Below are 26,783 nucleotides of genomic sequence, written 5' to 3'. Positions count from 1 at the left end.
GCGGTTCGAGTGGCGCAGTGAGGGAGATCACGGGGGTGGGGTACCGGGCAGGCACGCAGTGCCATTACGCTACGACTCGTAGCGAAAGCTCGCGGCGGACGTACGCGGGTGACGGCACACACGGCGGCGGGTGGGGACCCGGCGGCCGGGCCGCGCTGCACGACCGGCTTTCACATCGCTTTTCACACACGCGCGTGTACGGGGGAGGATAGGCGCATGCAGCCACGGAACATGTCCATGAGCGGTGTCGTCGACCTCGCCGCGGTGAAGGCGGCCCAGGAGGCCAAGGCGAAGGCGGAGCAGGCGCGCGCCGAAGCGGCCCGGCACGGCGGCGGCCCGGGTGCCGTCTCCCCGGCCGATCTCGTCATCGACGTAGACGAGGCGGGTTTCGAGCGCGATGTCCTGCAGCGGTCCACCGAGGTCCCGGTCGTCATCGATTTCTGGGCCGAGTGGTGCGAGCCGTGCAAGCAGCTGAGCCCGGTGCTGGAACAGCTCGTCGTCGAGTACAACGGCCGCCTGCTCCTCGCCAAGATCGACGTCGACGCCAACCAGATGCTGATGCAGCAGTTCGGGGTGCAGGGCATCCCGGCGGTGTTCGCCGTCGTCGCCGGCCAGGCCCTGCCGCTCTTCCAGGGGGCGGCCGGCAAGGAGCAGATCCAGCAGACCCTGGACCAGCTGGTGCAGGTCGCCGAGCAGCGCTTCGGGCTCACCGGTCTCACGGTCGACCCGGACGCCCAGCCGGGCGGCGGCGCCGGGGCCCAGCAGGCCGCGCCGGTGCCCGCGGGGCCGTACGACGCACTCCTCGAAGCCGCCGTACACGCCCTGGACGCCGGGGACTTCGGCGGTGCCGTCCAGGCCTACAAGAACGTACTGAGTGACGACCCCGGCAACAGCGAGGCCAAACTGGGGCTCGCCCAGGCCGAGTTGCTCCAGCGGGTGCAGAGCCTCGACCCGGCGCGGACGCGCAAGGACGCGGCCGAGAAGCCGGGTGACGCGCAGGCGCAGATCGCCGCCGCCGACCTGGATCTGGTCGGCGGTCATGTCGAGGACGCGTTCGGGCGGCTCATCGACACCGTGCGCCGCACGGCGGGCGACGAGCGGGACACCGTACGGCTTCGGCTGCTTGAGCTCTTCGAGGTGGTCGGCGCCGACGATCCGCGGGTGTCGGCCGCGCGCCGGGCGCTGTCCCGGGCCCTGTTCTGACCAGTCGCTAAACACCACGGCATGTGATGCCGGAGTGAAAAATTTGCCGTGAGAGTGTCACTGCGGCCGCGCTTTGCCAAAACTTGGCAATCGCGGCCGCTGTTACTTCCAGTAAGTCCGAGGCGTTGATCTGTCGGATTCTGTCCATCGATCAACTGCTTTGTCCTCCCTCGGTTTGCCACCCAGCGTCGCCGACCGAGACCAGCGGGTCGTTGTTCGGTTATCCGGCCGTTACTACCGAGTAACGAAGGCCCTTGTGCGGGCGGCGAGAATGCACCACGATCGGCGACGCTCGGTCCTTTCCCGTACCCCGACAGCCGGTCGGGACGCGGGATTCCGTGGGTCCCCACCGAGCAGAGCCGGCGACAGGTGCGCCGGTTCTTGGACAGGGGGGTCTTCGCCCAACCGGCGAAGCCTGTCCAGCAAGGTTGTGCGTGATGCGTGTCAGGCGCGACCAGTGGTTGTCGCTCGGGGGTGATCGCCGGTGATCGGTGCGCGGGTTCGCGCCTCCGAAGGCAGGCGCTCTCCTTCCCGAGGACGTAGCACTTCTCCCATCCCTGCCCGGCTGAGCCGTCCTTTCGGAGGGCAGTCAGGGCCAGGAGATGTACGTCCGAGAAGGAGGAAATATGGAGTCCCAGGTGCGTGGCGGGACAAGATGGAAGCGGTTCGCTGTGGTCATGGTGCCCAGCGTCGCCGCCACGGCTGTGATAGGTGTCGCCCTCGCGCAGGGCGCGCTTGCCGCGTCGTTCAGTGTGTCGGGGCAGGAGTTCAAGGTCCGGGCCGGCAAGCTCGTCGGTCATGACATGAACCAGTACGGTGCCATAGACACGGGCAAGGGTCTTGACGGCAAGGACCAGGCGCACCCGGTGTCGGTGTCGGCGTTCAGCACCGCCGAGATCACCAACATGTGTCAGTCCGTGGTCACCCCGGTCCCGTTCCTGAACAAGTCGGTCACCCTGAAGCTCACCGCGGGTGACAAGGGCACGGCTGTAAAGGCCGAGAACATCTACATCGATGTCGCGCAACTCGACTCGACAGAGGCCGTGTTCTCGGACATCAACATCGGTGTCCCGGCCGGGACCACCAGCGGGGACACCCCGAAGCCCAAGACGGCGTCCGGGGAGCAGGCCAGCCCGTTCGGGTTCGCCCAGCAGGCCAAGACGGCCGAACTGACCGATGTGAAGCAGACGGCGTGGGCCACCACGGCCGGCACCTTCAAGCTCTCCGGCCTCCACATGGGGCTGAGCTGGGGCAGCGGCGACGGAATCGAGTGCTACTAGGCGCTCAGTGACGGGCGGGGGAGCCGTTACGGTCCCCCGCCTGCCATCTCTCGCTCGTCGCTTTCACATCCCCCCACATTCTTCATCGCGAAACACCCTCATCAAGAGCAACGCCGCACCAGGGAGCTGTTTTCCATGAGCGCCGAGAGTCCTGCCGCGCCCGGCCAGTTCGCCCGCCGGAGGCAGCAGTTCCGCGCCTGGCGGGGCACCCGCCCGTTCTGGGCGGGGCTGTTCGTCATGATCAGCGGCTTTCCGATCATGTACTTCCCGTACGCGCACCTCAAGCTCGGTGGCCTGACCGTGGCCATGGCCACCACGGCGGGCGCGGGATCCCTGATCATCGGCGTGCTGCTCGTCGTCCTGGGCTTCACCCTCTGGTTCCAGAAGCACGTACGCACCTTCGCGGGTATCGCGGCGATCCTGCTGGGGCTGGTGTCCCTCCCCGTCTCCAACTTCGGCGGCTTCATCGTCGGCTTCCTCTTCGCGCTGTTCGGCGGGGCGATGGCCGTGGCGTGGGCGCCGGGCGCACCGCCCGCGGAGGAGCCGGCCACGCGGGACACGACCGGTGAGGGTGGCGCGCCCGAGGGCACGGACTACGACACCACGCTCCTGCGGCCGGTGGACCCGGTGGGCGAGCCGAACGATCTGTCAGGAACGAGCCCGGTCAACGGGGCGAACGGGAGGCACAGTGCCGGCTGACGAGGTGACCCACGGGGCTGACGTGGACGCGTCCCGTGCGAGATCCGGGCCCCGCCACGCGGCACCCAGGAAGCCACTGTTCACCAGGTTCCACGTGCCCGCGGGCAAGGCGATAGCCCTGGCGGCGATGCCGACGGCGGTTCTCATGGGGATGGGCCTCACACCCACGCTCGCGCTGGCCGATGACGCGCCGACCGCGAAGAGCCTGACGGCGGACGAGTACAAGGACTGCGTCGCGGCACTGGACGGCAGCGCCTCCCCGACCGCGTCGGCGAGTTCGTCACCCTCCACCGGTGACACCACGGCGACGCCGTCTCCTTCGGCCTCCTCCGGCTCGGGGGCGGGTTCCGGCTCGGATTCCGGCTCGGGCTCGGGCGGTTCCTCTTCGTCGGATTCAGGTTCCGACGACAAGGCCACGCCCACGCCGTCACCGTCCGCCTCCGCGAGCAAGCAGGAGAGCAGCTCCTCCTCCGGCAGCTCCGGCTCCGACACCGCCACGCCGGCTCCCTCCGCCTCCGCGAGTGACGACGGCAACCTCCTGACGGACATCGGCGACGCGATCACCGGGATCTTCACGGGCGATTCGAAGTCCGGTGAGTCGTCCAGCCCGAGCCCGACGCCGACCCCCTCGGCCTCGGCCTCCAAGAGTGCGGGCGACAGCGCGGGCGGCACCGTCAAGGAGACGACCGACAAGGTCACCGACACGGTGAAGAACACCGTGAAGGACACCACCGACACGGCGTCCAAGGCGGCGAAGGACACCAGCAAGGCCGTGGAGGACACCACCAAGGCGGCCGAGGAGGCGGCGGCGGACGCCACGGCCTCCCCGAGCCCGTCGGCGAGTTCCAGCACGGACCCGGAGGACTGCCCGGCCGCCACGGACGAGGTGGGCGACACCGAGCCCGGTATCACCGTGGCGGACAACGCCTGGACCCTCAAGGCCAGTGGGCTGCTCCTCAAGGGCGCCGACTACCAGGGCATCGTCAAGGTCAGGACCGCGAGCGGCAAGACCAAGAAGGTGCTGAAGTACGTCGTCTCCGGCGGCACCGACATCGACGACCTCCACCAGACGGTCACCCAGGGCGGCACGACGTACCACGTGCAGGCGGCCAAGGGCACGAAGTCGACGATCACCGGCGGCAAGACGACCATGTACACGGAGAGCATCTCCGGCAACCTGCTGGGGCTGATCCCGATCACCTTCAGCCCGGACAACCCGCCGCCGCTGAACATCCCGATCATCTACTTCACCAATGTGACGGTCCAGCAGGCCGCCCAGTACGGCGGAACGCTGACCGTGCCGGGGATGCGCCAGTACAGCGAGAGCTGACAGGGACCCCTCACGAACCCTTCCGGGAGCCGCAAGAAGACTGTGCCCCGCCGGGCCCGACCCGGCGGGGCACAGTCGCGGTCAGCCGCCCGTCGCCCGGCAGCCACCCGCCCCGGCCCAGCAGGACCCGTGCCCGTACGTCCACGCCCTCGCCAAGCGGCAGGGCAACTTGCTGCCGGCAACGCTGTTCGAGGCGGCGGGGGTGATGTTCGGTGACCGGGTGTTTCGACGGCCTCGACCGGCTCGACCTCGACGGCCATGTGCGGCGCTGGTCGGCGCCGGGTGTCGCCGCGGTCGAGGGGGACGTGAGTCAGTGGATGGCCGCGGCTCAGCAGTTCGCCGCTCGGCTGCGGGCTGATCCGGGCGGGCCGGCCGGGCTGACCGACGAGCAGTGGCACGAGGTCGGTCGGGCGTGGGCGGCGCTGCTGGCCGACGCCGAGCGGGCGACCGGGCCGCAGGGCGACGAGAGGCTGCTGCGGGACCTGTGGCTGCGGTCCTGGCTCCGGGAGCACGGGGGGCCGCGCCCGGGCGTGGCCCTGCTCGATCCGGGCCTGTGCTGGAACGCGCGCCGGCGGCCATGCCGATGTCGCCCCGGGAAGCGGCTGCTGCGGCCCCGCGCCGGCGGGAGCCGGACCGTGAGCGGATCATCGCGCTGCGGATGATCCGGCGGCTGCTCGCCCCGGTTCGGTCGCCGGCCCCGCTGCTCGAAGGCCACCCCCGCTGGGGCGACTTCGAGGAATGGGAGGGACTGGCCGGCGAGCTGCCGTAGCCCACCCCAGAACACCGAGGGCGCCCCCTGCCACAGGGGGCGCCCTCGGTGCCGTACGACTGCCTACTGCTGTGCGCCGCCGATGTGGTGCACCCGGAGCATGTTCGTGGTGCCCGCGACGCCGGGGGGCGAGCCGGCGGTGATGATGACGATCTCGCCCGGGTTGAAGCGGCTGATCTTGGCGATCTCCTGGTCGACCATGTCGACCATCTCGTCCGTGGTGTTCACGAACGGCACCACGTGCGACTCCACGCCCCAGCTGAGGGTGAGCTGGTTGCGGGTGTTCTCGTCGGTGGTGAAGGCGATGATCGGCTGCGACGCGCGGTAGCGCGAGAGACGCCGGGCGGTGTCACCGGACTGGGTGAAGGCCACCAGGCCGCGGCCGCCCAGGAAGTCGGCGATCTCGCAGGCCGCGCGGGCGACCGAACCACCCTGGGTGCGGGGCTTCTTGCCCGGGACCAGCGGCTGCAGGCCCTTCGACATCAGCTCCTGCTCGGCCGCGACGACGATCTTCGACATCGTCTTCACGGTCTCGATCGGGTACGCGCCCACGCTCGACTCCGCCGACAGCATGACCGCGTCCGCGCCGTCCAGGATCGCGTTGGCCACGTCGGAGGCCTCGGCGCGGGTCGGGCGGGAGTTGGTGATCATCGACTCCATCATCTGGGTCGCCACGATCACCGGCTTGGCGTTGCGGCGGCACAGCTCGATGAGGCGCTTCTGCACCATCGGGACCTTCTCGAGCGGGTACTCGACGGCCAGGTCACCACGGGCCACCATGACGGCGTCGAACGCCATCACGACGCCCTCCATGTTGTCCACCGCCTGCGGCTTCTCCACCTTGGCGATGACGGGGACCCGGCGGCCCTCCTCGTCCATCACCTTGTGGACGTCGTCGACGTCCTTGGCGTCCCGCACGAAGGACAGCGCGACCATGTCGCAGCCCATGCGCAGCGCGAAACGGAGGTCCTCGACGTCCTTCTCGCTCAGCGCGGGGACGTTCACCGCCGCGCCGGGCAGGTTGATGCCCTTGTGGTCGGAGACGACACCGCCCTCGATGACGATCGTCCGGACCCGCGGGCCCTCGACGTCCAGGACCTTCAGCTCGACGTTGCCGTCGTTGATGAGGATCTGGTCGCCACGGGAGACGTCACCGGGCAGGCCCTTGTAGGTCGTCCCGCAGATGGTCTTGTCACCCGGGACGTCCTCGGCGGTGATGACGAACTCGTCACCGCGCTCCAGCTCGACCGGACCCTCCGCGAAGGTCTCCAGGCGGATCTTCGGGCCCTGGAGGTCGGCGAGGACACCGATGGCCCGGCCGGTCTCCTTGGCGGCGGCACGGACGCGGTCGTACCGCCCCTGGTGCTCGGCGTGCGAGCCGTGGCTGAAGTTGAAACGGGCCACGTTCATGCCGGCCTCGATCAGCGAGACCAACTGCTCGTGGGAGTCGACCGCGGGGCCGAGAGTACAAACGATTTTCGAACGGCGCATGGGGCGATCCTATCGGTTTGTTTCGCAACGGAATATTCCGTCTGGCGGAAGAAACAAATGAGGGGAGGGGTGCTCAGTTGTCTCCGACCAGTGCGTAAGTCTGGGTCGCGATTTCCAATTCTTCGTCGGTCGGCACCACCGCGATTGTTACTCGCGAGTTCTCCCGCGAGATCAGCCGCGGCCCGTCCGCGCGTACGGCGTTCCGCTCCGGGTCGAGGAGCAGTCCCAGCTCCTCCAGGCCCGCCACGGCGGCCTCCCGCACCGGCGCCGCGTTCTCCCCGACCCCGGCCGTGAACGCGATCGCGTCCACCCGGCCGAGCACCGCGTAATAGGCGCCGATGTACTTCTTCAACCGGTGAATGTAGATGTCGAATGCGAGCTTCGCCTGTTCGTCACCCTCGTCGACCCGGCGGCGGATCTCCCGCATGTCGTTGTCCCCGCACAACCCGATCAACCCGCTCTTCTTGTTGAGAAGAGTGTCGATCTCGTCCGTGGACATTTTGCCAACACGCATCAAATGGAAGATGACGGCAGGGTCCATGTCTCCCGAGCGCGTACCCATCACGAGTCCCTCCAAAGGCGTCAGCCCCATGGAGGTGTCCACACACCGGCCGCCCCGCACGGCGGAAGCGGACGCGCCGTTGCCGAGGTGCAGAACGATCACGTTCACCTCGTCGGGTGACTTGCCCAGCAGCTCCGCCGTCGCCCGGGAGACGTACGCGTGCGAGGTGCCGTGGAAGCCGTAGCGGCGGATGCGGTGCGCGTCGGCGGTCTCCACGTCGATCGCGTAGCGCGCGGCGGACTCCGGCATCGTGGTGTGGAACGCGGTGTCGAACACGGCGACCTGCGGCAGGTCCGGGCGCAGCGCCCGCGCGGTGCGGATACCGGTGAGGTTGGCCGGGTTGTGCAGCGGCGCCACCGGGATCAGCCGCTCGATCTCGGCGAGCACGGCGTCGTCGATCACGGTCGGCTCCGTGAACGTCTTCCCGCCGTGCACGACACGGTGGCCGATGGCGGCCAGCTCGGGGGAGTCCAGGCCGAGCCCGTCCTTCGCCAGTTCTTCGGCCACTGCCTTCAGCGCGGCGTCATGGTCGGCGATCGGGCCGGTCCACTCACGGGACTCGCCGCCCTCGGGGGTGTGCTTGAGCCGCGAGGACTGTTCACCGATGCGCTCGACGAGTCCCACCGCGAGCCTGCTGCTGTCCCGCATGTCGAGCAGCTGGTACTTCACCGACGAGGAGCCGGAGTTGAGGACGAGGACGCGGGTGGCGCTCACTGGGCGGAAGCCTTCTCTGTCGAAGCGGTCGTGACGGTCGTGACGGTCGGGTTCTGGGCCTGGATCGCCGTGATGGCGACGGTGTTGACGATGTCCGAGACCAGGGCGCCCCGGGACAGGTCGTTGACGGGCTTGCGCAGACCCTGGAGCACCGGTCCGACGGCGATCGCCCCGGCCGAACGCTGCACGGCCTTGTAGGTGTTGTTACCCGTATTGAGGTCCGGAAAGATCAGAACCGTTGCCTGCCCGGCCACTTCCGACTCCGGCAGCTTGGTCTCCGCCACGGTCGGCTCGACGGCCGCGTCGTACTGGATCGGCCCCTCGATCTTGAGATCGGGCCGCCGCTGCCGCACCAGCTCGGTGGCCTCGCGCACCTTGTCGACGTCGGCGCCCGAGCCGGACGTACCGGTGGAGTACGACAGCATCGCGATCCGCGGCTCCACACCGAACTGCTCGGCGGTCGCCGCCGACTGGATGGCGATGTCGGCGAGCTGCACCGCGTCGGGGTCGGGGTTCACGGCGCAGTCGCCGTACACCAGCACCTTGTCGGCGAGGCACATGAAGAAGACCGACGAGACGATGTCGGCGTCCGGCTTGGTCTTGATGATCTCGAAGGCCGGGCGGATGGTGGCGGCCGTGGAGTGCACCGAGCCGGACACCATGCCGTCGGCGAGGCCCTCCTGGACCATCAGCGTGCCGAAGTAGTTCACGTCGGAGACGACGTCGTAGGCCAGCTCGACCGTGACGCCCTTGTGGGCCCTGAGGGCCGCGTACTTCTCGGCGAAGGCGTCGCGCAGTCCGGAGGTCGCCGGGTCGATCAACTGGCAGTCGCCGAGGTCGATGCCGAGGTCCGCGGCCTTCTTGCGGATCTGGTCGACCGGGCCGAGCAGGGTGAGGTCGCACACGCCCCGGCGCAGCAGGACCTCGGCCGCGTGCAGAACGCGCGGTTCGGCGCCCTCGGGGAGCACGACCCTGCGCCGGTCGGAGCGGGCCGTCTCCAGGAGCTGGTGCTCGAACATCATCGGCGTGAGGCGGTCGTTGCTCGGCGCGGAGACCCTGCGGGCGAGCTCCGCGGTGTCGGCGTACCGCTCGAACAGGCCGAGCGCCATCTCCGCCTTGCGCGGGGTGGCCGCGTTCAACTTGCCTTCCAGGGCGAAGAGTTCCGCGGCGGTGGGGAAGCTGTTGCCGGCCACCGAGAGCACCGGGGTGCCGGGGGCCAGACGGGCGGCGAGGGTGAGGACCTCGTCGCTCGGGACCTCGTTCAGGGTGAGCAGCACCCCGGCTATCGGCGGGGTACCGGCGCTGTGCGCGGCGAGCGAGCCGACGACCAGGTCCGCGCGGTCGCCCGGCGTGACCACCAGGCAGCCCGGGGTCAGCGCGTTCAGGAAGTTCGGCAGCATCGCGCCGCCGAACACGAAGTCCAGCGCGTCCCGGGCGAGCCCGGAGTCGTCGCCGAGGATCACCCTGGCGCCGAGGGCGTGCCCGATCTGGGCGACGGTGGGCGCGGCGAGGGCGGGCTCGTCCGGCACGACGTAGCAGGGCACCGGCATCCGGCCCGAGAGCCGCTCGGCGATCTCGTCCCGGTCCTCCCTGGCCACCCGGTTGGTGACCATGGCGAGCACGTCGCAGCCCAGGCCGTCGTAGGCCCGGTAGGCGTTGCGGGTCTCCGCGAGCACCGACTCGGCGGGCTGCTTGCGGCCGCCCACGACCGGGATCACGGAGGCGCCGAACTCGTTGGCCAGCCGGGCGTTGAGGGAGAGCTCGTCCGGGAGCTGGGTGTCGGCGAAGTCGGTGCCGAGGACCAGGACGACGTCGTAGTCCCGGGCCACCAGGTGGAAACGGTCGACGAGGGTGGAGACCAGCTCGTCGGTGCCGCGCTCGGCCTGGAGCGCGGAGGCCTCGTGGTAGTCGAGGCCGTAGACGGTGGCCGGGTCCTGGGAGAGCCGGTAGCGGGCGCGCAGCAGCTCGAAGAGCCGGTCGGGACTGTGGTGCACCAGCGGCCGGAACACCCCCACCCGGTCGACCTGGCGGGTCAGCAGCTCCATGACCCCCAGCTCGACGACCTGGCGGCCGTCGCCGCGGTCGATCCCGGTCACGTACACGCTGCGGGTCACGCCTGATCTCCGTTCCATCGCCTGCGAAGTGCCATCGCCTGCGAAAAGTCGCTGTCAAGTCGCTGTCATGAAAATCGCCCACCGAGGTGAGCGGAAACCCTCTTGACAGTACCCCGGTCGATGGATAAGGCGCCCGTCAGTACGGGATGCGACGGGGCCCCGCAGGACGTGAAAGAATCGGAATCTGGCTCCCCGGTATCAACAGCGAGCAGGAGACACAGCACGATGCGCATCGGAGTTCTCACCGCAGGCGGCGACTGCCCCGGCCTGAACGCCGTGATCCGGTCGGTCGTGCACCGCGCGGTCGACAACTACGGCGACGAGGTCATCGGCTTCGAGGACGGCTACTCCGGCCTCCTGGACAGCCGCTACCGCGTCCTCGACCTGGACAGCGTCAGCGGCATCCTGGCCCGCGGCGGCACCATCCTCGGCTCCTCCCGCCTGGAGCGCGACCGGCTCCGCGAGGCGTGCGAGAGCGCCTCCGACATGATCCACGAGTTCGGCATCGACGCCCTGATCCCGATCGGCGGCGAAGGCACGCTCACCGCGGCCCGCATGCTGTTCGACGCCGGTCTGCCCGTCGTCGGCGTCCCGAAGACGATCGACAACGACATCTCCTCCACGGACCGCACCTTCGGCTTCGACACCGCGGTCGGCGTCGCCACCGAGGCCATGGACCGCCTCAAGACCACCGCCGAGTCCCACCAGCGCGTGATGGTCGTCGAGGTCATGGGCCGGCACGCGGGCTGGATCGCCCTGGAGTCCGGCATGGCCGCCGGCGCCCACGGCATCTGCCTGCCCGAGCGACCCTTCGACCCGGCCGACCTGGTCAAGATGGTCGAGGAGCGCTTCGCCCGCGGCAAGAAGTTCGCCGTGGTCTGCGTCGCCGAGGGCGCCCACCCCGCCGAGGGCACCATGGACTACGGCACCGGCGAGATCGACAAGTTCGGCCACGAGCGCTTCCAGGGCATCGGAACGGCACTGGCGTACGAGCTGGAGCGCAGGCTCGGCAAGGAGGCCAAGCCGGTCATCCTCGGCCACGTCCAGCGCGGCGGCGTCCCCACCGCCTACGACCGGGTCCTCGCCACCCGCTTCGGCTGGCACGCGGTGGAGGCCGCGCACCGGGGCGAGTTCGGCAGGATGACGGCGCTCAAGGGCACCGACATCGTGATGGTGCCGCTCGCGGAGGCGGTCACCGAGCTGAAGACGGTCCCCAAGGACCGGATGGACGAGGCGGAGTCGGTCTTCTAGGCCCTCCAGTCCTTCCGAAGCGCCCTTACGGTCGTCTCCCGATCGGCTCTTACGGCCGTCTCCCGACCGGCTCTTACGGCCGTCCCTCGACCGCGTCCCAGAACCGCTCCACGATCTCCTCCAGGAACTCCTGGCCGGCCTCGCCCGAGCGCTCGCCGCCCCCGCCCCAGCTCAGGGTGGACACCATCTGTCCCTGGTACTGCCGGTGCAGGTCCATGAGGGTCTCCTCCACCAGGCGCCGGTCCAGGGGCACGATCTTCGCGACCTGACGGACGTAGGCCTGCCAGCGGGTGCACACCGCGCCGCGCAGGCATTCGGTGAGCCGCTTCTCGCGTCCGGTGACGGCGACGAAGTCCGGCAGGCTCAGCTCCAGCAGGTCGGCGAGGGCGGCCGACTGGCGGTCGGTGCCGCGCCACTCGTCGCGCTCCTCCATGCCGAGGTAGTCGCGCAGTTCGACCCCCACGGCGCGGGCGACGTCCTCGGGGGCGATGCCGCGCGAGACGCGGTGCTCGCGCAGGGTGCGGGGGCGGCCGATGAGTTCACCGGGGGAGCACCACAACACGCCCGCGAGAGCGGTGAGTTCCGGACTCGTGGGGCACACGGTCCCGCGCTCCCAGGCGACCACGAGATCCGGGGTGACGTAGGGGAGCCCGTACGAGACGCGCAGCCCGTAGGCCACGTGCTCGGGCCCCATGCCGAGGGCGACACGGAGTCTGCGGGCGGTGAGGTTGTCGAAGGGCGGTCCGGGCTGGCTCGGCAGGGCTGGGGGTCGGCGCACGGCCCACAAGCTAGGGGCGGGGGAGTGCGGTGACTACGGTCTGTTCGGCCAGGATCACGGATTGTGCGAACCTACGGTTTCGAGTGCGCATTCGGGCTGGCCGAAGATCCTCTGTCGGCGGCGCGGACGCGGTGGCGAGGATGGCGCCGGGTGCCCGCAGGGGTGGCCGGAAAGAGGTGTGATCTTCGTGTACGAAGTGAATGGCAAGGTAGAGGGGCATATTCGCGAGCGGCTGCTGGCGCCGAACTTCTGGCATCTCGCGACGGTCGGTCCGGACGGCGCGCCGCAGGTCTCGCCCATGTGGGCGGACATCGAAGGTGAGTACGTCATGGTCAACACGGCGATCGGACGGGTGAAGGAGGAAAACCTGCGGCGCAATCCGAACGTTTCCCTCTCCCACCACGACCCCGAGAGCCCCTACGACCGCGTCGAGATCCGGGGCCGGGTGGTCCGCTTCGTCGAGGGCGAGGAGGCGGAACGCTCCATGGACCGGCTCACCCGGAAGTACATCGGCGAGGACCGCTATCCCTGGCTCCTGAAGGGCGAACGCCGGGTCATGCTGCTGATCGAGCCGGTGCGGGTGCGCAGGGTGGTGGGGGTGGAGCCGTTTCGTCCCGGGGTGTTGCCGCAGGAGTGAGCGGTGCCGACGCTGACCCCTGGGGATCCTGACGCCCCGACCGGCTCGCGAGCCGGGCCTCCAAGAACGGGCTCCGGGTCGCGCGGGCACGCAGTCCAGGCTCGAGCCGGGGTCCGGGGGTGGCGGGCGGGACTGGCGTCTCGCGGTCGGTGGCTGGCGGTCGGAGTGGGGCGTCGGTGTCGGATCGGGCTCTGCCTTGGGTCGTGCGGGCTCGCAGGGCTTCTCCCCGGTGGGGGTTTTGAGTCAGGTTGGGCCGTGGGGTCGGACCGTCGGGGGGCGTCTCGCGGTCGGTGGCTGGCGGTCAGAGTGGGGCGTCGGTGTCGGATCGGGCTCTGCCTTGGGTCGCGCGGGCTTGCGGGGCTTTTCCACGGTGGGGGTTTTGAGTCGGGTTTGGGCCGTGGGGTCGGACCGTCGGGGGGCGTCTCGCGGTCGGTGGCTGGCGGTCGGAGTGCGGCGTCGGGGTCTGGGATCCGGCTCTGTCTCGGGTTGCGGCGGCTCGCAGGGCAGCACGGGCCGGGGGCCTGGGTCGGGTTGGGCCGGCGGGGCCGACCGCTGGGAGGCCGGTGGCCGATGGGATGCGGGCCTGCAGCCAGTGCATCGCCGCGCCCTGCGCGCCCGGTTCGTCGGGGTCGAAGCCCCGTGCTGTTGCCGGCCCCGGTGCTGGTCCGCAGGGGGCGGGTCGGCCACGACCGCGTCGTGCTCGGCGGCGACCCGGGGTCCGGACCAGGACCGAGCCGCCCGATGCTCTCGGCGCGGGAGGGCGACCACGAACCCCGCGTGCCCGATCGCCGTCGCCGTCCCGTCACCCCTTGACCGCCCCGCCCAGCGCGAACCCCCCGCCCAGCCGTCGTGCGATCAGTACGTACAGCAGGATCACCGGTGTCGAGTAGACGATCGAGAACGCGGCGAGCTGGCCGTACGCGACCATGCCGCGGTTGCCGAAGAACTCGTTGATGCTGACGGACGCCGGCATCTGGTCCGGGGTGAGCAGCAGCATGAAGGGGACGAAGAAGTTGCCCCACATCATGACGAAGGAGAAGACGGTCACGACCGCGACCCCGGGCCCCATGAGGGGCAGCACGATCCGGGTGAGTGACTGGAGGGAGCCCGCGCCGTCCGTCCAGGCGGCCTCCTCCAGTTCCTTCGGGACGCCGTCCATGAAGTTCTTCATCAGCCAGATCGCGAAGGGGAGTTGAGAGGCCGCGAAGAACAGGATCGTGCCCTGGAGGGTGTCGATCAGGTCGACCTGGACGAACAGCGCGTACACCGGCACCATGATCGCCGTGATGGGCAGGCTGGTCGCGAAGAGGACCGACAGCAGGAACGGCCGGTTCAGGCGGGAGCGGAACCGGGACAGCGGATAGGCGGCGAGGGCCGCGCAGACCACCGTCAGCAAGGTCGCCCCGCCGCACAGGATCAGGCTGTTGAGCAGCGGGGTGAAGGTGATCTCCGAGGTGAGGATCGCGTCGAAGTTGTCGAGCGTGATCCCGTCGGGAACCTTCACCCTCAGGTCGGCGTGCGGGTCCAGCGCCGACAGGACCACCCAGGCCAGCGGCAGCACGAAGGCGGCGGCGACCGCCAACAGCCCCGCGTCGGCGGCCAGTCGGCGATTGCGGCGGCGGTCGGCGAGAGGTGCCCGGACCATGCTCACACCTCCGTCCGCAGCAGACGCATGTAGACCACGGAGAAGAGCGACCCCACCAGGAGCAGCAGCAGCGCCACCGCGGTGCCGTAGCCGATCATGCTGTTCTGGAAGGCCTGTTCGTACATGAACAGGGGCAGGGTCTGGCTCCTGTCGCCCGGACCGCCCCGGGTCATCACCCAGATCAGCCCGAACACCGACAGCGTCTGAAGGGTGTTGAGCATCAGGTTGGTGCCGATGGAACGCCGGATCATCGGCAGGGTGATGTGCCACAGCCGGCGCCAGCCGCCCGCGCCGTCGACCTCGGCGGCCTCCGTGATCTCCTTCGGGATCTCGCCCAGCGCGGCCGTGTACACCAGCATCGAGAAGGCCGTCCCCCGCCACACGTTCGCGAAGGACACCGCCAGGATCGGCAGGGTGAACAGCCAGTTCTGGGACGGGAGATGGAGCAGGTCGAGCAGCGCGTTCAGGGTGCCCTCCCTGCGGAAGAAGGCGTAGAGCAGGAAACCCGCGACCACCTCCGGCAGCACCCACGCCGTGATGACGATGCCCCCGGTGAGCGTGCGCACCGGCTTCGAGGCGCGCCGCATCAGTGAAGCGAGGGCCAGGCCCAGGGTGTTCTGCCCGACGAGCGACGACACGACCGTGAACACCAGCGTCAGCCATACGGCGTTGAGGAACTCCTCGTCCTGGAAGGCCGTACGGAAGTTCTCGAAGCCGACGAAGGACGACTCGGCCTGGCCCGTCAACTGCAGGTCGGTGAAGGCGATCCACGCGCAGTAGGCGATCGGCCCGGCGAGGAAGAGGAGCAGCAGCACCAGGGCGGGAGTGAGGGGCAGGGCACGGGTCAGGGAGCGCGGGTTCACTTGTCGATCACTTGGTTGTCCGTGGCCTCCTTGAGGGTGTCGTCGTAGGCCTTGGCCGCCTCCTCGACGGGGACGTCCCCGGTCGTCACGCCCTCCATGGCCTCCTGGATCGCGGTGGAGACCTTCGGATAGGCCGGGTAGGCGGGCCGGTAGTGGGTGCTGGCGACCAGGTCGGTGAAGAACTTGATGCCGGGCTGGGCTTTGGCGTACGCCGGGTCCTCGGCCACGTCCTCGCGTACCGAGATGCCCGAGTTGGCGACGTACCACTTCTGGGCGTTCGCCTTGGTCTGCATGGTCTTCACGAACTCGAAGGCGAGGTCGGGGTTGCCCGCCTTGGCCGGGACCGCCCAGGTCCAGCCGCCGGACATGCTCACCTTGCCGGGGGCCTGCCCGTGCTGGGTCGGCATGTACGCGAGCCCCAACTCGCTGGACCACTCGGGCCATTCGTGGCCGCTGCCGGGCAGCCAGTCCTGCGGGAGCCAGGAGCCGTCCAGGTTGATGCCGAGCTTGCCCTTGGGGAGCAGGTCCCCGCGGACGATGGTCTGGATGTTGGGGTCGAGGGCGGTGGAGACGTCCGGGCCGAGCTTCTCCCGGTAGACCGTCTCGACGAAGGACAGGGCGTCCTTGAAGCCCTGGCTGCCGGCGATCCACTTCTTGGCGGATTCGTCGTACAGGCGGTCCTCGGTCCCGTAGAGCAGCATCTCGAAGCCCTGCATGGTGGCGGCCTCGCCCGCGGGTTTGCCGGTGTAGACGTTCAGGGGCGTCACGTCCGGGACCCTGCGCTTGATGGTGCGGGCCGCGTCCAGGACCTCGTCCCAGGTCTTCGGCTGCCAGTCGGCGGGCAGGCCGGCCTTGGCGAAGATGCCCTTGTCGAACCAGAGCCCGCGGGTGTCCGTCCCGTCCGGCACGCCGTACGTCTTCCCGTCCTCGGCCTTCGCCGCGGCCTTGGCGGTGTCGATGAACCGGTTCCAGTCCGGCCACTTGGCGAGATAGGCGTCCAGCGGCTTCAAGTACCCGCTGGTGATGTCGGAGTTGATGAGGAAGGTGTCCTCGTAGACCAGGTCGGGCGCGGTTTTCGCGGAGCGGAGCATCTGCTGGAGCTTGGTGTAGTACTCCGAGTCCGGCGCCTTGATCGGGACGAGCTCGACCTTCTTGCCGGGGTTCGCCTTCTCGAACTGCTTCTTGATGTCCGCGAGATAGTCGTCCATCACATGGATCGAGTTGTCCGTGGACTGCTTGTAGGAGACCTTCACGGTGTCCGGATCGCTGCCGGAACCGCCGCCGCAGGCGGTCAGGGCGGACGCGGCGAGGGCGGTGGCGAGCAGGGAGGGGAGTACGGCGGTGGGGCGCACGGGCATGTCCTCCTACGGGCTCACGTCGTTGTGGCCGGGACGGCTGCCGTGTGAACGTAAGAGGAGTGGTCTAGTCCCGTCAATGAGCGTGCAGCAGCTCGGACTTACGGGTTCCTGACCCACCGGTACTGCAACTCCGGCCGCCCCACCGTCCCGTACTGCGGACTGCGTGCCGCCCGGCCCGCGTCGACCAGGTGCTCCAGGTAACGGCGGGCCGTGATCCGGGATATGCCGACCACCTCGGCGAGACCGGTCGCCGTGAGCCCCTCCGCGCAGTCCCGCAGCGCCACCGTCACCCGCTCCAGGGTCGGCGCGCTGAGTCCCTTGGGCAGGGCGGCCGGGCCCGGCGCCCGGAGCGTGGCCAGAGCGCGGTCCACCTCGTCCTGGCCGCTCGCCTCACCGGCCGCCGCGTGGAACTCCGCGTACCGGATCAGCCGGTCCCGCAGGGTGGCGAAGGTGAACGGCTTCAGCACGTACTGCACGACCCCCAGCGAGACGCCCTCGCGCACGACCGTCAGGTCCCGGGCCGACGTCACCGCTATCACGTCCGCCTGATGCCCGGCCGCGCGCAGCTGCCGGGCCAGCTGGAGGCCGTGCCCGTCCGGCAGGTGCAGATCGAGCAGCAGCAGGTCGACGGCCGTACGGTCCAGGAGACGGCGGGCCTCGGCGCCGGTGTGGGCCTTGCCGACGGCCGTGAAGCCGGGGACGCGGTTGACGTACATGACGTGCGCGTCGGCGGCTACCGGGTCGTCCTCGACGACCAGGACACGGATGGGCTGCTCAGTGGTCATACGTCCCCTCCGGGAACCGTGGCACCTTCGGGGACGGTGGCGCCCGCGTCCACGCGAGCGGTGGCGGCGGACCCGGGAGCCCGCGGTTCGCTCCCCAGGGGCAGCCGTACCTCGAACTCGGCGCCGCCGCCCTCGGCCTCCGCCACGGTCAGCGTGCCCTTGCAGCGGTTGACCGTCTGCCGTACCAGCGCGAGGCCGAGTCCCCGCCCGCCCGGCCCGGCCGGCTTCGTCGAGAAGCCGCGCTGGAAGACCGTCTCGACGTGGGCCGGGTCGACGCCCGCGCCGGTGTCCGAGACCCGCAGGACCAGCCCGGGTCCCTCGGAGCCCTCGGAGTCGGCGGCGTCCTCGGAGCCCTCCGCGTACGCCGTCACCGTCACCCGCGCCCGCACGCTGCCCTGCGCCGCGTCCACCGCGTTGTCGATGAGGTTGCCGAGGATCGTGACCAGGTCCCGGGCGGGAAGGCTGTCCGGCAGCAACCCGTCGTCCAGCCGGCTGTCCTCCGACACGACCAGCTCCACGCCCCGCTCGTTCGCCTGCGCGGTCTTGCCCAGCAGGAGGGCGGCCAGGACGGGCTCGCCGACCGCCGCGACGACCTGGTCGGTCAGCGCCTGCGCCAGCTCCAGTTCGGCGGTCGCGAAGTCCACCGCCTGCTCCGCGCGGCCCAGTTCGATCAGGGAGACGACCGTGTGCAGCCGGTTCGCCGCCTCGTGGGCCTGGGAGCGCAGCGCCTGGGTGAAGCCCCGCTCGGAGTCCAACTCGCCCATCAGGGACTGGAGTTCGGTCACATCGCGCAGGGTGACCACGGTGCCGCGCTGCTCCCCGCCGGAGACCGGGGAAGTGTTGACGACCAGGACCCGCGTGGACGTCAGATGCACCTCGTCGACCCGCGGCTGCGAGGACAGCAGCGCACCCGTCAGCGGCGCGGGCAGCCCGAGGTCCGCCACCGACCGCCCGATCACCCTGTCCTTCGGGGACACCCCCAGCAACTCCCGTCCACCGTCGTTGATCAGCGCGACACGGTACTGCCCGTCCAGCATCAGCAGCCCCTCGCGTACCGCGTGCAGGGCGGCCTGGTGGTAGTCGTGCATGCGGCTGAGCTCGGCCGCGTTCATGCCGTGGGTGTGGCGGCGCAGGCGGGCGTTGACGACGTACGTCCCGACGGCGCCGAGCGCGAGCGCGCTGCCCGCGACGGCGAGCAGGGCGGTGAGCTGGCCCTGCACCCGCTCGCTGATCTTCTCGACCTGGATGCCGGCGCTGACCAGGCCGATGACGTGCTTCTTGTCGTCCTCGACCGGGGTGACCGCGCGGACGGAGTAGCCGAGGGTGCCCTTGTAGGTCTCCGTGAAGGTGTGGCCCTTGAGCGCCCGCTCGGTGTTGCCGAGGAAGTGCTTGCCGATCTGCTTCTCGTCGGGGTGGGTCCAGCGGATGCCCCGCGGGCTCATGATCGTGACGAAGTCGACGTCGGTGTCGGCCATCACCCTGAGCGCGTACGGCTGGAGCCGGGCCGTCGGATCCGGCGTGCCGATCGCCTCCCGCACGGACGGCGAGTCCGCGACCGCCCGCGCCACGGCCTTGGCCTGAACCCGCGCCGCGTCCTCGGCCTGCGCCCGGTCACTGACGTACGTGAACAGCGCGTACCCCGCCACGACCACGGCGATCAGCACGGCCTGCATGGCGAAGAGCTGGGCCGCGAGGCTGCGGGGTCTCGGTACGGGTATGCGCATGTCGTCAGTCTGCCTCCCTGGCTGATTGTGAACTAAATGAACGGAAGGGTGACCGCTCTCACAGGGCGGGAGATAGTCACTGGCATTCCTTCAAAAGCCCGGACGTGAGCCGCACGCCGGTCATGCCGACGACGACGTCAAGGAGGGCAGCCGTGGCCGCCAGCACCCCCGATACGGCACCCGCAGTCAAAAAGGACCGCACGCACTACCTGTACATCGCGGTGATCATCGCGGTTGCCCTCGGCATCACCGTCGGCCTGGTCGCACCCGACTTCGCGGTCGAGCTGAAGCCGATCGGCACCGGGTTCGTGAACCTGATCAAGATGATGATCTCGCCGATCATCTTCTGCACGATCGTGCTCGGTATCGGTTCGGTACGGAAGGCCGCCAAGGTCGGCGCCGTCGGTGGTATCGCGCTCCTCTACTTCATGATCATGTCGCTGGTCGCGCTGGGCATCGGCCTGGTCGTCGGCAACATCCTGGACCCGGGCACCGGCCTCGCCGTGACCGACGCGGTCAAGGACGCCGGCCATGCGCAGGTCAGCGCGGAGGCCAAGGACACCACCGAGTTCCTGCTCGGCATCATCCCGACGACCTTCGTCTCCGCCTTCACCGAGGGCGAGGTGCTCCAGACCCTGCTGGTCGCCCTGCTCGTCGGGTTCGCGCTGCAGGCCATGGGCCCGGTCGGAGCGCCGGTCCTGCGCGGTGTCGAGCACATCCAGCGGCTGGTCTTCCGGGTCCTCGCCATGGTGATGTGGGCCGCCCCGGTCGGCGCCTTCGGCGCGATGGCCGCCGTCGTCGGCTCCGCGGGCGTGGACGCGCTCAAGGATCTCGCGCTGCTGATGGTCGGCTTCTACATCACCTGCTTCCTGTTCGTCTTCATCGTGCTCGGCGCCCTGCTGCGGATCGTCGCGGGCCTGAACATCCTCACGCTCTTCAAGTACCTGGGCCGCGAGTTCCTGCTGATCCTGTCGACCTCGTCCTCCGAGTCCGCGCTGCCGCGGATCATCGCGAAGATGGAGCACCTGGGTGTCAGCAAGCCGGTGGTCGGCATCACCATCCCGACCGGCTACTCGTTCAACCTCGACGGCACCATGATCTACATGACCATGTCCTCGCTGTTCATCGCCGACGCCATGGGCACGCCGATGTCGATCGGCGAGCAGATCCCGCTGCTGCTCTTCCTGTTCGTCGCCTCGAAGGGCGCCGCCGGTGTCACCGGCGCCGGTCTCGCGACCCTGGCCGGCGGTCTCCAGTCGCACAAGCCCGCCCTGGTGGACGGCATCGGCCTGATCGTCGGCATCGACCGCTTCATGAGCGAGGCGCGCGCCCTGACCAACTTCGCGGGCAACGCCGTCGCCACCGTCCTGATCGGCACCTGGACCAAGGAGATCGACCGCGAGCGCGTCGACCAGGTGCTCGCCGGTCACCTGCCCTTCGACGAGACGACGCTCCTCGACCACGACGAGGAGACCCCGGCGGCGGACATCCCGGAGCAGGGCGGCGAGAAGGAGCTGGCCAAGGCCTGAGCGGCCGGACAGCAGTGGCCGTAGGGCCACGCAGAGCCGAGCCGGGCCCGACCTGAACCCGGGCCCGGCTCCCGCCCCGGGCGGCCGAGTACTCCCCCGTAGCTCGGCCGCCCGGCCCCCTTCCCGAAAGGTTCAGTCGCTCAGTTTCGCCACCAGCGCGGTGGCCAGAGAGGCGGGTACGCCCGCCGCGGTCAGAACGGTGACCGCGGCGGAGCGGCCCGCCTCTTCCGCGTCCAGCAGCCCGTCGTTCACCGCCTCCATCACCGCGAACATCATCTGCTCGTGCACGTACGCCAGCGCGGGCGCGGGCAGGGCCGAGACGAAGACGCCCTCGTCCAGGCCGCGCTGGAGCAGTTCAGTGCAGGCGGCGCGGACGGGGGCGAGGCGCTCGCGGATGCCCTGCACGGTGACGCTGCGCTGGGCGAGGGCGACCAGGATCCGATAGCGGTCGGCGACCTTCCAGACCGCGAGCACGGAGCCCGCCACGGCCTGGGCCAGGTCCTCGGTGCCCTCGCGTCCCGCGGCGTGGGCGGCCGCCACCGCCTCCACGGCACCGTCGACGAGCGTGCCGATCAGTGCCTCGCGGCTGGGGAAGTGGCCGTACACGGTCCGTCGTACGACGCCCGCGGCGCGCGCGATCTGGTCCATGGACGCGTCGGGGTCGCGCAGCAGCTCGGCGAGTGCGACGTCGAGGATGCGGCGGCGGTTGGCGTCGGCGCGGCTGGAGTGGCCCGTGGTCATGGCCGCCATTGTGCCCCTCCCGGCTGGACTTGCACAGTGTTGTGCAGCAAGCGTACATTGCACAGTGCTGAGCAAGTGCACATGACTGTGCAATGACAAGCTGAGGAAGGCCACCCCTGCCATGCGACTCGTCATGACCGAACCGGTCGAGAAGATGGAGCGCCCCTACGCCCGCCGCTGGTGGGCACTACTCGTCCTCTGCCTCAGCCTGCTGATCATCGTGATGGCCAACACCGCCCTCACGGTCGCGGCCCCCGACATGACCCAGGACCTCGGCCTGTCCAGCGCCGACCTCCAGTGGGTCATCGACGGCTACACCGTCCCCTACGCCGCGCTGATGCTGCTGTTCGGCGCGATCGGCGACAAGTACAGCCGCCGCGGCGCGCTGCTGCTGGGGCTCGGAGTGTTCGGCGGCGGCGCGGTCTTCGGCTTCCTCGCCGACAGCGCCACGACGGTCATCGCGGCCCGCGCGGTGATGGGCACCGGCGCCGCCATGATCATGCCGGCGACGCTGTCCCTGCTCGCCGCGACCTTCCCGCGCGGTGAGCGTGCCAAGGCGATCACGGTGTGGACCGCCACCTCCGGCGTCGCGATCGCGGCCGGTCCGCTGGTCGCGGGCGCACTGCTGGAGCACCACGCCTGGACCTCGACGTTCCTGATCAACGTCCCCATCGCCGCCGTGGCGATCGTGGCCGCCCTCGTCCTCGTCCCGCCGTCCAAGGCCGCGAAGCACGGCCGTATCGACTACGTCGGCGGCCTGCTGTCGGTGGTCTGGATCGGCGCGCTGGTCTACATGATCATCGAGGGCCCGCACTTCGGCTGGCACGTCAAGGCCGTGGCCGCCGCGGTGGTGGCGGGCGTCGGCCTCGCGCTGTTCATCGGGTGGGAGCTCCGCCACCCGCGCCCCGTGATCGACGTCCGCCGCTTCACCGACCGCGGCTTCGCCGGCTCCAACCTCGCCGTCGCCCTGTTCTTCCTGGCCGTCTTCGGCGCCTTCTACTACCTCACCCAGCACCTCCAGTTCGTCCTCGGCTACAGCGCCCTGGAGACCGGCCTGCGCATGCTGCCGCTCGCCGGCGCGGTCTTCGTCGGCTCGGCCCTGACCGGGTTCCTCACCCCGCGGGTCGGCATGAAGTGGACGGTCACCGCGGGCATGGTCGGCGGCACGGCGGCCCTCGCACTGCTCACCCGGGTCGACGCGGGTTCGTCGTACGGCGATTTCGTCGCGCCCCTCATGGTGCTGGGCCTGGCGATCGGCCTCGCCCTCTCGCCCGCCACGGACGCGATCATGGGGGCCTTCCCCGAGTCCGAGCTGGGCGTCGGCGGCGCGGTGAACGACACCTCGATCGAACTCGGCGGTTCGCTCGGCATCGCGATCCTCGGCTCGCTGCTGGCGACCTCCTACTCGGACCACCTCTCCGACGCCACCGCCGGGAGCCAGCTCCCCGCCTCGACGCTGGACGCGGCGCAGGACTCGGTGGGCGCCGGGTACACGGTCGCGCAGGGCATCGGCGAGAAGGCCCAGCAGGCCGCCGCCCGGGCCGCGAAGGCCACCGACCCCCAGCAGGCGGCCCAGCTGAAGGCGCAGGCGGGCCAACTCGCCGACGGCGCCCGGCAGATGGCCGACGCGGTGGGCTCCTCCTTCTCGGACGCGGTGGCGCACACCAGCCTGATCGGGGCGATCGTGCTGGGCGTCGGGACGGTTCTGGTGGCGGTGCTGCTGCCGGGCCGGAAGCCCGCCGAACCGGCTGCTCGGGCCGAGGAGGGGAAGGAGCTGGTCGGCACCCGCTGACTCACCGGATTCTTACCCGGCCCCACTAGCGTGCCGTCCCCGGACGGCACGCTTTTCCATCGGAGGCACACGGGGGATGAAGATCGACTGGGACCGGCGGACCTGTGCGCGCCGCGGCCATGTGACCTACGCGCCGGACGAACCCCGCCTCAGGGAGCGGCTGCACGCCGAGACCGCCCTGGGCGGGGCGTGGCGCTGCCTGCGCTGCGGCGACTTCGCCCTCGGTGAGCCGCACGGCTCGGGCCCCGCGGACCACGCGCCCCTCGTGCCGCGCGGCAAGGTGCTCAGGGACCTGTTCGTGCTGCGCTTCCTCGCGCTGGAGCGGGCGGTGCGCGGGGTGTTCATCGTGCTGGCCGCGGTGGCGGTGTGGAAGTTCAGCAACAGCCAGGACGCGGTGCGCCGGCTCTTCGACGAGTATCTGGACGTCTTCCGGCCGGTGTTCAAGCACTTCCACTACGACCTCGACCACTCGCCGATCGTCGACACCGTCCAGAAGACGTTCGGGTACAAGCACAACACCCTGGTCCTGGTGGCCGTGCTGCTGCTGGCGTACGCCCTGATCGAACTCGTCGAGGCGGTCGGACTCTGGTACGCCAAGCGCTGGGCGGAGTACCTGACGGTGGTCGCGACCGCCGCCTTCCTCCCGCTGGAGATCTACGAACTCACCGAGCGCGTCAGCTGGTTGAAGATCGCCACGCTGTTCCTCAACATCCTCGCCGTTCTCTACATCCTCCTGGCCAAGCGCCTGTTCGGCCTGCGCGGCGGCCACCGCGCCTTCGAGGAGGAACGGCAGAGCGCGTCGCTCCTGGAGGTGGAGGAGGCCGGCGGACTGCGTGAGCTCAGCGCATCCAGTCAGGGGTCTCGACAGCGGTGAAGTCGTTCCAGGCGCGGCAGTGGGCGCGCGAGTCCGGGCCGAGGGCGGGCCAGACGGAGCGCAGGTCGAAGCCGTTGTCCCAGGCGTTGAGCAGAGCCTCGAAGAAGCCGGTGGCGACGGCGTTCGCGTATCGCCCGCCGTCGTTCACCTGAATCTCCTCCAGGAGCCGGAACAGCCGCCGGGTCTGTTCCGGGGTGAAGCCGGCCGAGTGCTCGGCGAAGACGCGTCCGAGCGTGCCCAGCCGGACGGTGAGGGGCGGGACGTCGTCGTCGCCCTCCTGTGCCGCGGGGCCGCGCCAGCCCTGGATCTCGGCACGGTCGGCCTCCGCCAGGACCTCATGAACGCCCACCAGTTCTTCCCACCACGCCGGGGTCGTCAACGGTGCCCTCCCTGTATCTGCTCCGAGCCACACCCTGGGCCCACGGATCCGTGATCTCCCGGAGCAGGGTCAGCGCCTCGCGCAGCTGCTTCATACGACGCGCACCGAGGTGTTCCCGCCACTCCTTCTCCACCTCCGCGACCACCCCGTCCGCGACCTCCTTCGCCGCCCACGCCTTCGCCGCGCCGCGCACCAGCCGGGCCCGCTTGTCGGTCGGGTCCGGGACGCGGGTGACGTAGCCCGCCTTCTCCAGCTGGTCGACCAGGAAGCCGGCGGTCTGCTTGGTGATCTGGGCCTGCTCGGCCAGTTCCGTCAGCCGGGTGCCGTCGGGGCCGATCCGCTGCATGACCCGGGCCTGGGCGGGCGTGAAGTCGTCGAAGCCGGCTTCCGCGAGCGCGGCGAAGATTCGATTCTCCAGGGCCCGGTACGGCAGGAACAGGAGCAGCCCCGTGTTGAGCTCGCTCTCCGTCACCATGGTCGACGCTCCCTCGCACTGCTTGACATTGGTCAGAGTCTCTGACTACTTTGGTCAGAGAAGCTTACCACTTGAGTGGGTGATTCCCGTGGGTGCAGTGCTGGACACCGACGAGCTCTGGCAGATCGCCGACCGGGAGCGGGCGAGCCTGGCCGACCTGCTGGAGGGGCTGAGCCCCGAGCAGTGGGAGACGCGGACGCGGTGCGGGGACTGGCGGGTCAGGGATGTCGCCGCGCACCTGACGATCGCGGCGCGCTTCTCCTTTGGCCAGGTCGTCCGGGAGATGGTCCGCGCCCGGGGGGACTGGAACCGGATGATCCATGACTCGGCGGTCCGTGAGGCAGGGCTGCCGACCACGGAGATCGTCGCGAACCTGCGCTCGATCATCGGTTCCCGCCGCCTCGCACCGACCACCTCCCCCCACGAACCCCTCCTCGACCTCCTCGTCCACGGCCAGGACATCGCCCTCGCCCTGGGCCGCGAGCGCGCGGTGCCGCCGGTGGCCGCCCGTGACGCCGCCGAGCGGGTGTGGACCATGCGGTTCCCGCCACGCCCCTGGCCCCTGCCGAAGGCCCGGCTGGCCGCCACCGACATCGACTGGACCCGCGGGGCGGGGGAGGAGATCCGCGGTCCGATCACCTCCCTCCTGCTGCTGCTCACCGGCCGCCCGGAAGCGGCCCGGGAGTGGGCCGAACGCACCGGGGAGCCGTGGACGGGGGTCACGGCTTCCCGGTGACGGGGGGCGGGGCCTGGGCGGGCCCCCGTGGAGTGCCTCGCGGTGCCGGCGTTCGCCGTCGGGATTTTCCGCCTGCCCCTGCCCTGTCCGTGACGGGAATCGAGGAGCCGGGCTCCCGGCTGCGGAGCAAACCGTCCTTGCCTTGACGTCGGCGTCAAGGACTAGGTTCGTGGACATGCGAATCGGCGAGCTGGCCGCACGGGCCGGGACCACGACGCGGACGCTGCGCTACTACGAGGCGCGGGGCCTGCTGCCCGCGCGGCGCGGCCACAACGGCTACCGGACCTACGACGAGGACGACCTGAAGCTGCTCCGGCAGATCCGGACGCTCCAGGACTTCGGGTTCGACCTGGAGGAGACGCGGCCGTTCGTGGAGTGTCTGCGGGCCGGTCACCCCGAGGGTGACTCGTGCCCGGCGTCGCTCGCGGTCTACCGGCGCAAGCTCGGTGAACTGGACACGCTGATCGGCGAGTTGCAGGCCGTGCGCGCCCAGGTCGGGCAGCAGCTGGAGCGGGCCGAGCGGGCGCGTGCCGAGCTGGCCGCCGACGCGGAGGTTCCGGGCGGACCGGAGCCGGTGTGCGAACTGGGAGGGGATCACAGGTGATCAGGGCAGCGGGTGTGGCCGAGGTGACGGACGCGGACTTCGAGGCGGAGGTGCTGGCGTCGGAGCTGCCGGTGCTGGTGGAGTTCACCGCCGACTGGTGTCCGCCGTGCCGGCAGATGGGGCCGGTGCTCACGGCTCTCGCCGCGGAGGAGGGCGAGCGGCTCAGGGTGGTGCAGCTGGACGTCGACACCAATCCGCTGACCACGAACGCCTACAAGGTGCTGTCGATGCCCACCTTCATGGTGTTCCGGGGTGGGGAGCCGGTGCGGTCGATGGTGGGGGCGCGGCCCAAGCGACGGCTGCTGGAGGAACTGAGCGACGTCCTGTGAGCTGAGCCAATACAGAGAAATCCCCCGGGCGATTGCGCCCGGGGGATTTCTCTGCGTATATTCAATGATTCGCGACTTCACTGCTGTGCCCATAAAAGCAGTAGTCGTAAAGAAGTTCAGT

Annotated in this window: 24 protein-coding genes and 1 pseudogene; 13 read left to right on the top strand and 12 right to left on the bottom strand. The window is 70.0% G+C overall.

The window, feature by feature from the left end:
- Nucleotides 1–216 precede the first annotated feature (216 nt).
- The 5 genes from ACFYZ8_RS11085 to ACFYZ8_RS11065 all read left to right on the top strand — a co-directional run bounded on the left by ACFYZ8_RS11085 (nucleotide 217) and on the right by ACFYZ8_RS11065 (nucleotide 5,174).
- On the top strand, nucleotides 217–1,203 hold the full coding sequence (locus tag ACFYZ8_RS11085) for a tetratricopeptide repeat protein (RefSeq protein ID WP_359033488.1): 987 nt from the start codon (nucleotides 217–219) through the stop codon (nucleotides 1,201–1,203).
- 626 nt (nucleotides 1,204–1,829) lie between these two features.
- Nucleotides 1,830–2,483 carry a DUF6230 family protein gene (locus ACFYZ8_RS11080; protein WP_359033486.1) on the top strand — a complete coding sequence of 218 codons (654 nt, stop codon included), beginning with the start codon at nucleotides 1,830–1,832 and terminating at the stop codon, nucleotides 2,481–2,483.
- A 135-nt stretch (nucleotides 2,484–2,618) separates the two neighbouring features.
- Nucleotides 2,619–3,182 carry a DUF6114 domain-containing protein gene (locus ACFYZ8_RS11075; protein WP_359033483.1) on the top strand — a complete coding sequence of 188 codons (564 nt, stop codon included), beginning with the start codon at nucleotides 2,619–2,621 and terminating at the stop codon, nucleotides 3,180–3,182.
- Nucleotides 3,172–4,512, top strand: a complete 1,341-nt coding sequence (locus ACFYZ8_RS11070) for a hypothetical protein (RefSeq protein WP_388534392.1) — start codon at nucleotides 3,172–3,174, stop codon at nucleotides 4,510–4,512. Before ACFYZ8_RS11075 ends, ACFYZ8_RS11070 begins: the two co-directional genes overlap by 11 nt.
- A gap of 212 nt (nucleotides 4,513–4,724) precedes the next feature.
- Nucleotides 4,725–5,174 (top strand): hypothetical protein, encoded by a 450-nt coding sequence (locus tag ACFYZ8_RS11065; RefSeq protein ID WP_388534389.1) that lies wholly within the window; start codon nucleotides 4,725–4,727, stop codon nucleotides 5,172–5,174.
- Between the two features lie 170 nt (nucleotides 5,175–5,344).
- On the opposite strand, the gene pyk is transcribed toward ACFYZ8_RS11065, so the two are convergent.
- The 3 genes from pyk to pta all read right to left on the bottom strand — a co-directional run bounded on the left by pyk (nucleotide 5,345) and on the right by pta (nucleotide 10,162).
- Nucleotides 5,345–6,772: a pyruvate kinase gene (pyk, locus tag ACFYZ8_RS11060; protein ID WP_359033477.1), complete on the bottom strand. Its 1,428-nt coding sequence runs from the start codon at nucleotides 6,770–6,772 to the stop codon at nucleotides 5,345–5,347.
- A 73-nt stretch (nucleotides 6,773–6,845) separates the two neighbouring features.
- Nucleotides 6,846–8,048 carry an acetate kinase gene (locus ACFYZ8_RS11055; RefSeq protein ID WP_388534385.1) on the bottom strand — a complete coding sequence of 401 codons (1,203 nt, stop codon included), beginning with the start codon at nucleotides 8,046–8,048 and terminating at the stop codon, nucleotides 6,846–6,848.
- Nucleotides 8,045–10,162, bottom strand: a complete 2,118-nt coding sequence (gene pta, locus ACFYZ8_RS11050) for a phosphate acetyltransferase (protein ID WP_388534382.1) — start codon at nucleotides 10,160–10,162, stop codon at nucleotides 8,045–8,047. Before pta ends, ACFYZ8_RS11055 begins: the two co-directional genes overlap by 4 nt.
- Nucleotides 10,163–10,387: 225 nt before the next feature.
- Here pta and ACFYZ8_RS11045 point away from each other — a divergent pair, with 225 nt between their 5' ends.
- Complete coding sequence (locus tag ACFYZ8_RS11045; protein ID WP_359033471.1) at nucleotides 10,388–11,413, top strand: ATP-dependent 6-phosphofructokinase; 1,026 nt, start codon at nucleotides 10,388–10,390, stop codon at nucleotides 11,411–11,413.
- 73 nt (nucleotides 11,414–11,486) lie between these two features.
- Here ACFYZ8_RS11045 and ACFYZ8_RS11040 read toward each other — a convergent pair whose 3' ends face one another.
- A complete protein-coding gene (locus tag ACFYZ8_RS11040) occupies nucleotides 11,487–12,191 on the bottom strand; it encodes a helix-turn-helix domain-containing protein (protein WP_388534379.1) in 705 nt (234 codons plus the stop codon).
- Between the two features lie 178 nt (nucleotides 12,192–12,369).
- On the opposite strand from ACFYZ8_RS11040, the gene ACFYZ8_RS11035 reads away from it, so the two are divergent.
- A complete protein-coding gene (locus ACFYZ8_RS11035; RefSeq protein ID WP_388534376.1) occupies nucleotides 12,370–12,828 on the top strand; it encodes a PPOX class F420-dependent oxidoreductase in 459 nt (152 codons plus the stop codon).
- An 802-nt stretch (nucleotides 12,829–13,630) separates the two neighbouring features.
- Here ACFYZ8_RS11035 and ACFYZ8_RS11030 read toward each other — a convergent pair.
- The 5 genes from ACFYZ8_RS11030 to ACFYZ8_RS11010 form a co-directional block, all read right to left on the bottom strand.
- On the bottom strand, nucleotides 13,631–14,473 hold the full coding sequence (locus ACFYZ8_RS11030) for a carbohydrate ABC transporter permease (protein WP_388534373.1): 843 nt from the start codon (nucleotides 14,471–14,473) through the stop codon (nucleotides 13,631–13,633).
- 2 nt (nucleotides 14,474–14,475) lie between these two features.
- A complete protein-coding gene (locus ACFYZ8_RS11025) occupies nucleotides 14,476–15,336 on the bottom strand; it encodes a carbohydrate ABC transporter permease (protein ID WP_388534370.1) in 861 nt (286 codons plus the stop codon).
- On the bottom strand, nucleotides 15,333–16,694 hold the full coding sequence (locus ACFYZ8_RS11020; protein ID WP_388534367.1) for an extracellular solute-binding protein: 1,362 nt from the start codon (nucleotides 16,692–16,694) through the stop codon (nucleotides 15,333–15,335). Before ACFYZ8_RS11020 ends, ACFYZ8_RS11025 begins: the two co-directional genes overlap by 4 nt.
- Before the next feature lie 98 nt (nucleotides 16,695–16,792).
- Nucleotides 16,793–17,479 (bottom strand): response regulator, encoded by a 687-nt coding sequence (locus tag ACFYZ8_RS11015; RefSeq protein WP_359033461.1) that lies wholly within the window; start codon nucleotides 17,477–17,479, stop codon nucleotides 16,793–16,795.
- Complete coding sequence (locus tag ACFYZ8_RS11010; protein ID WP_388534363.1) at nucleotides 17,476–19,203, bottom strand: ATP-binding protein; 1,728 nt, start codon at nucleotides 19,201–19,203, stop codon at nucleotides 17,476–17,478. Before ACFYZ8_RS11010 ends, ACFYZ8_RS11015 begins: the two co-directional genes overlap by 4 nt.
- Before the next feature lie 122 nt (nucleotides 19,204–19,325).
- On the opposite strand from ACFYZ8_RS11010, the gene ACFYZ8_RS11005 reads away from it, so the two are divergent.
- The gene (locus tag ACFYZ8_RS11005; protein ID WP_359033715.1) at nucleotides 19,326–20,732 is read left to right on the top strand and encodes a cation:dicarboxylate symporter family transporter; all 1,407 of its coding nucleotides are present in this window, start codon (nucleotides 19,326–19,328) and stop codon (nucleotides 20,730–20,732) included.
- A gap of 132 nt (nucleotides 20,733–20,864) precedes the next feature.
- Here ACFYZ8_RS11005 and ACFYZ8_RS11000 read toward each other — a convergent pair whose 3' ends face one another.
- On the bottom strand, nucleotides 20,865–21,473 hold the full coding sequence (locus ACFYZ8_RS11000) for a TetR/AcrR family transcriptional regulator (protein WP_359033455.1): 609 nt from the start codon (nucleotides 21,471–21,473) through the stop codon (nucleotides 20,865–20,867).
- Between the two features lie 121 nt (nucleotides 21,474–21,594).
- On the opposite strand from ACFYZ8_RS11000, the gene ACFYZ8_RS10995 reads away from it, so the two are divergent.
- Both ACFYZ8_RS10995 and ACFYZ8_RS10990 read left to right on the top strand, forming a co-directional pair.
- The gene (locus tag ACFYZ8_RS10995; protein WP_388534360.1) at nucleotides 21,595–23,265 is read left to right on the top strand and encodes an MFS transporter; all 1,671 of its coding nucleotides are present in this window, start codon (nucleotides 21,595–21,597) and stop codon (nucleotides 23,263–23,265) included.
- A gap of 76 nt (nucleotides 23,266–23,341) precedes the next feature.
- Nucleotides 23,342–24,139, top strand: coding sequence for a DUF2127 domain-containing protein (locus ACFYZ8_RS10990; RefSeq protein WP_388534357.1), 798 nt, complete (start codon nucleotides 23,342–23,344; stop codon nucleotides 24,137–24,139).
- Here ACFYZ8_RS10990 and ACFYZ8_RS10985 read toward each other — a convergent pair.
- Entirely contained in the window at nucleotides 24,105–24,488 is a 384-nt protein-coding gene (locus ACFYZ8_RS10985; protein ID WP_388534354.1) for a hypothetical protein, read from the bottom strand. The genes ACFYZ8_RS10990 and ACFYZ8_RS10985 overlap by 35 nt on opposite strands.
- A 67-nt stretch (nucleotides 24,489–24,555) precedes the next feature.
- Nucleotides 24,556–24,993, bottom strand: a pseudogene (locus tag ACFYZ8_RS10980) (MarR family winged helix-turn-helix transcriptional regulator); the annotation flags it as partial.
- 79 nt (nucleotides 24,994–25,072) lie between these two features.
- On the opposite strand from ACFYZ8_RS10980, the gene ACFYZ8_RS10975 reads away from it, so the two are divergent.
- From ACFYZ8_RS10975 to ACFYZ8_RS10965, 3 genes are all read left to right on the top strand, one after another.
- Complete coding sequence (locus ACFYZ8_RS10975; RefSeq protein WP_359033444.1) at nucleotides 25,073–25,729, top strand: maleylpyruvate isomerase family mycothiol-dependent enzyme; 657 nt, start codon at nucleotides 25,073–25,075, stop codon at nucleotides 25,727–25,729.
- 175 nt (nucleotides 25,730–25,904) lie between these two features.
- Nucleotides 25,905–26,333, top strand: coding sequence for a MerR family transcriptional regulator (locus ACFYZ8_RS10970; protein ID WP_388535060.1), 429 nt, complete (start codon nucleotides 25,905–25,907; stop codon nucleotides 26,331–26,333).
- Between the two features lie 14 nt (nucleotides 26,334–26,347).
- Nucleotides 26,348–26,662, top strand: a complete 315-nt coding sequence (locus tag ACFYZ8_RS10965) for a thioredoxin domain-containing protein (RefSeq protein ID WP_359033711.1) — start codon at nucleotides 26,348–26,350, stop codon at nucleotides 26,660–26,662.
- Nucleotides 26,663–26,783: the final 121 nt, after the last annotated feature.

The sequence above is a fragment of the Streptomyces sp. NPDC001668 genome, from assembly GCF_042893155.1.
Lineage (GTDB): Bacteria > Actinomycetota > Actinomycetes > Streptomycetales > Streptomycetaceae > Streptomyces.
The sequence above is the reverse complement of the archived record's forward strand: the minus strand, read 5'-3'. Positions and strand labels throughout refer to the sequence as shown.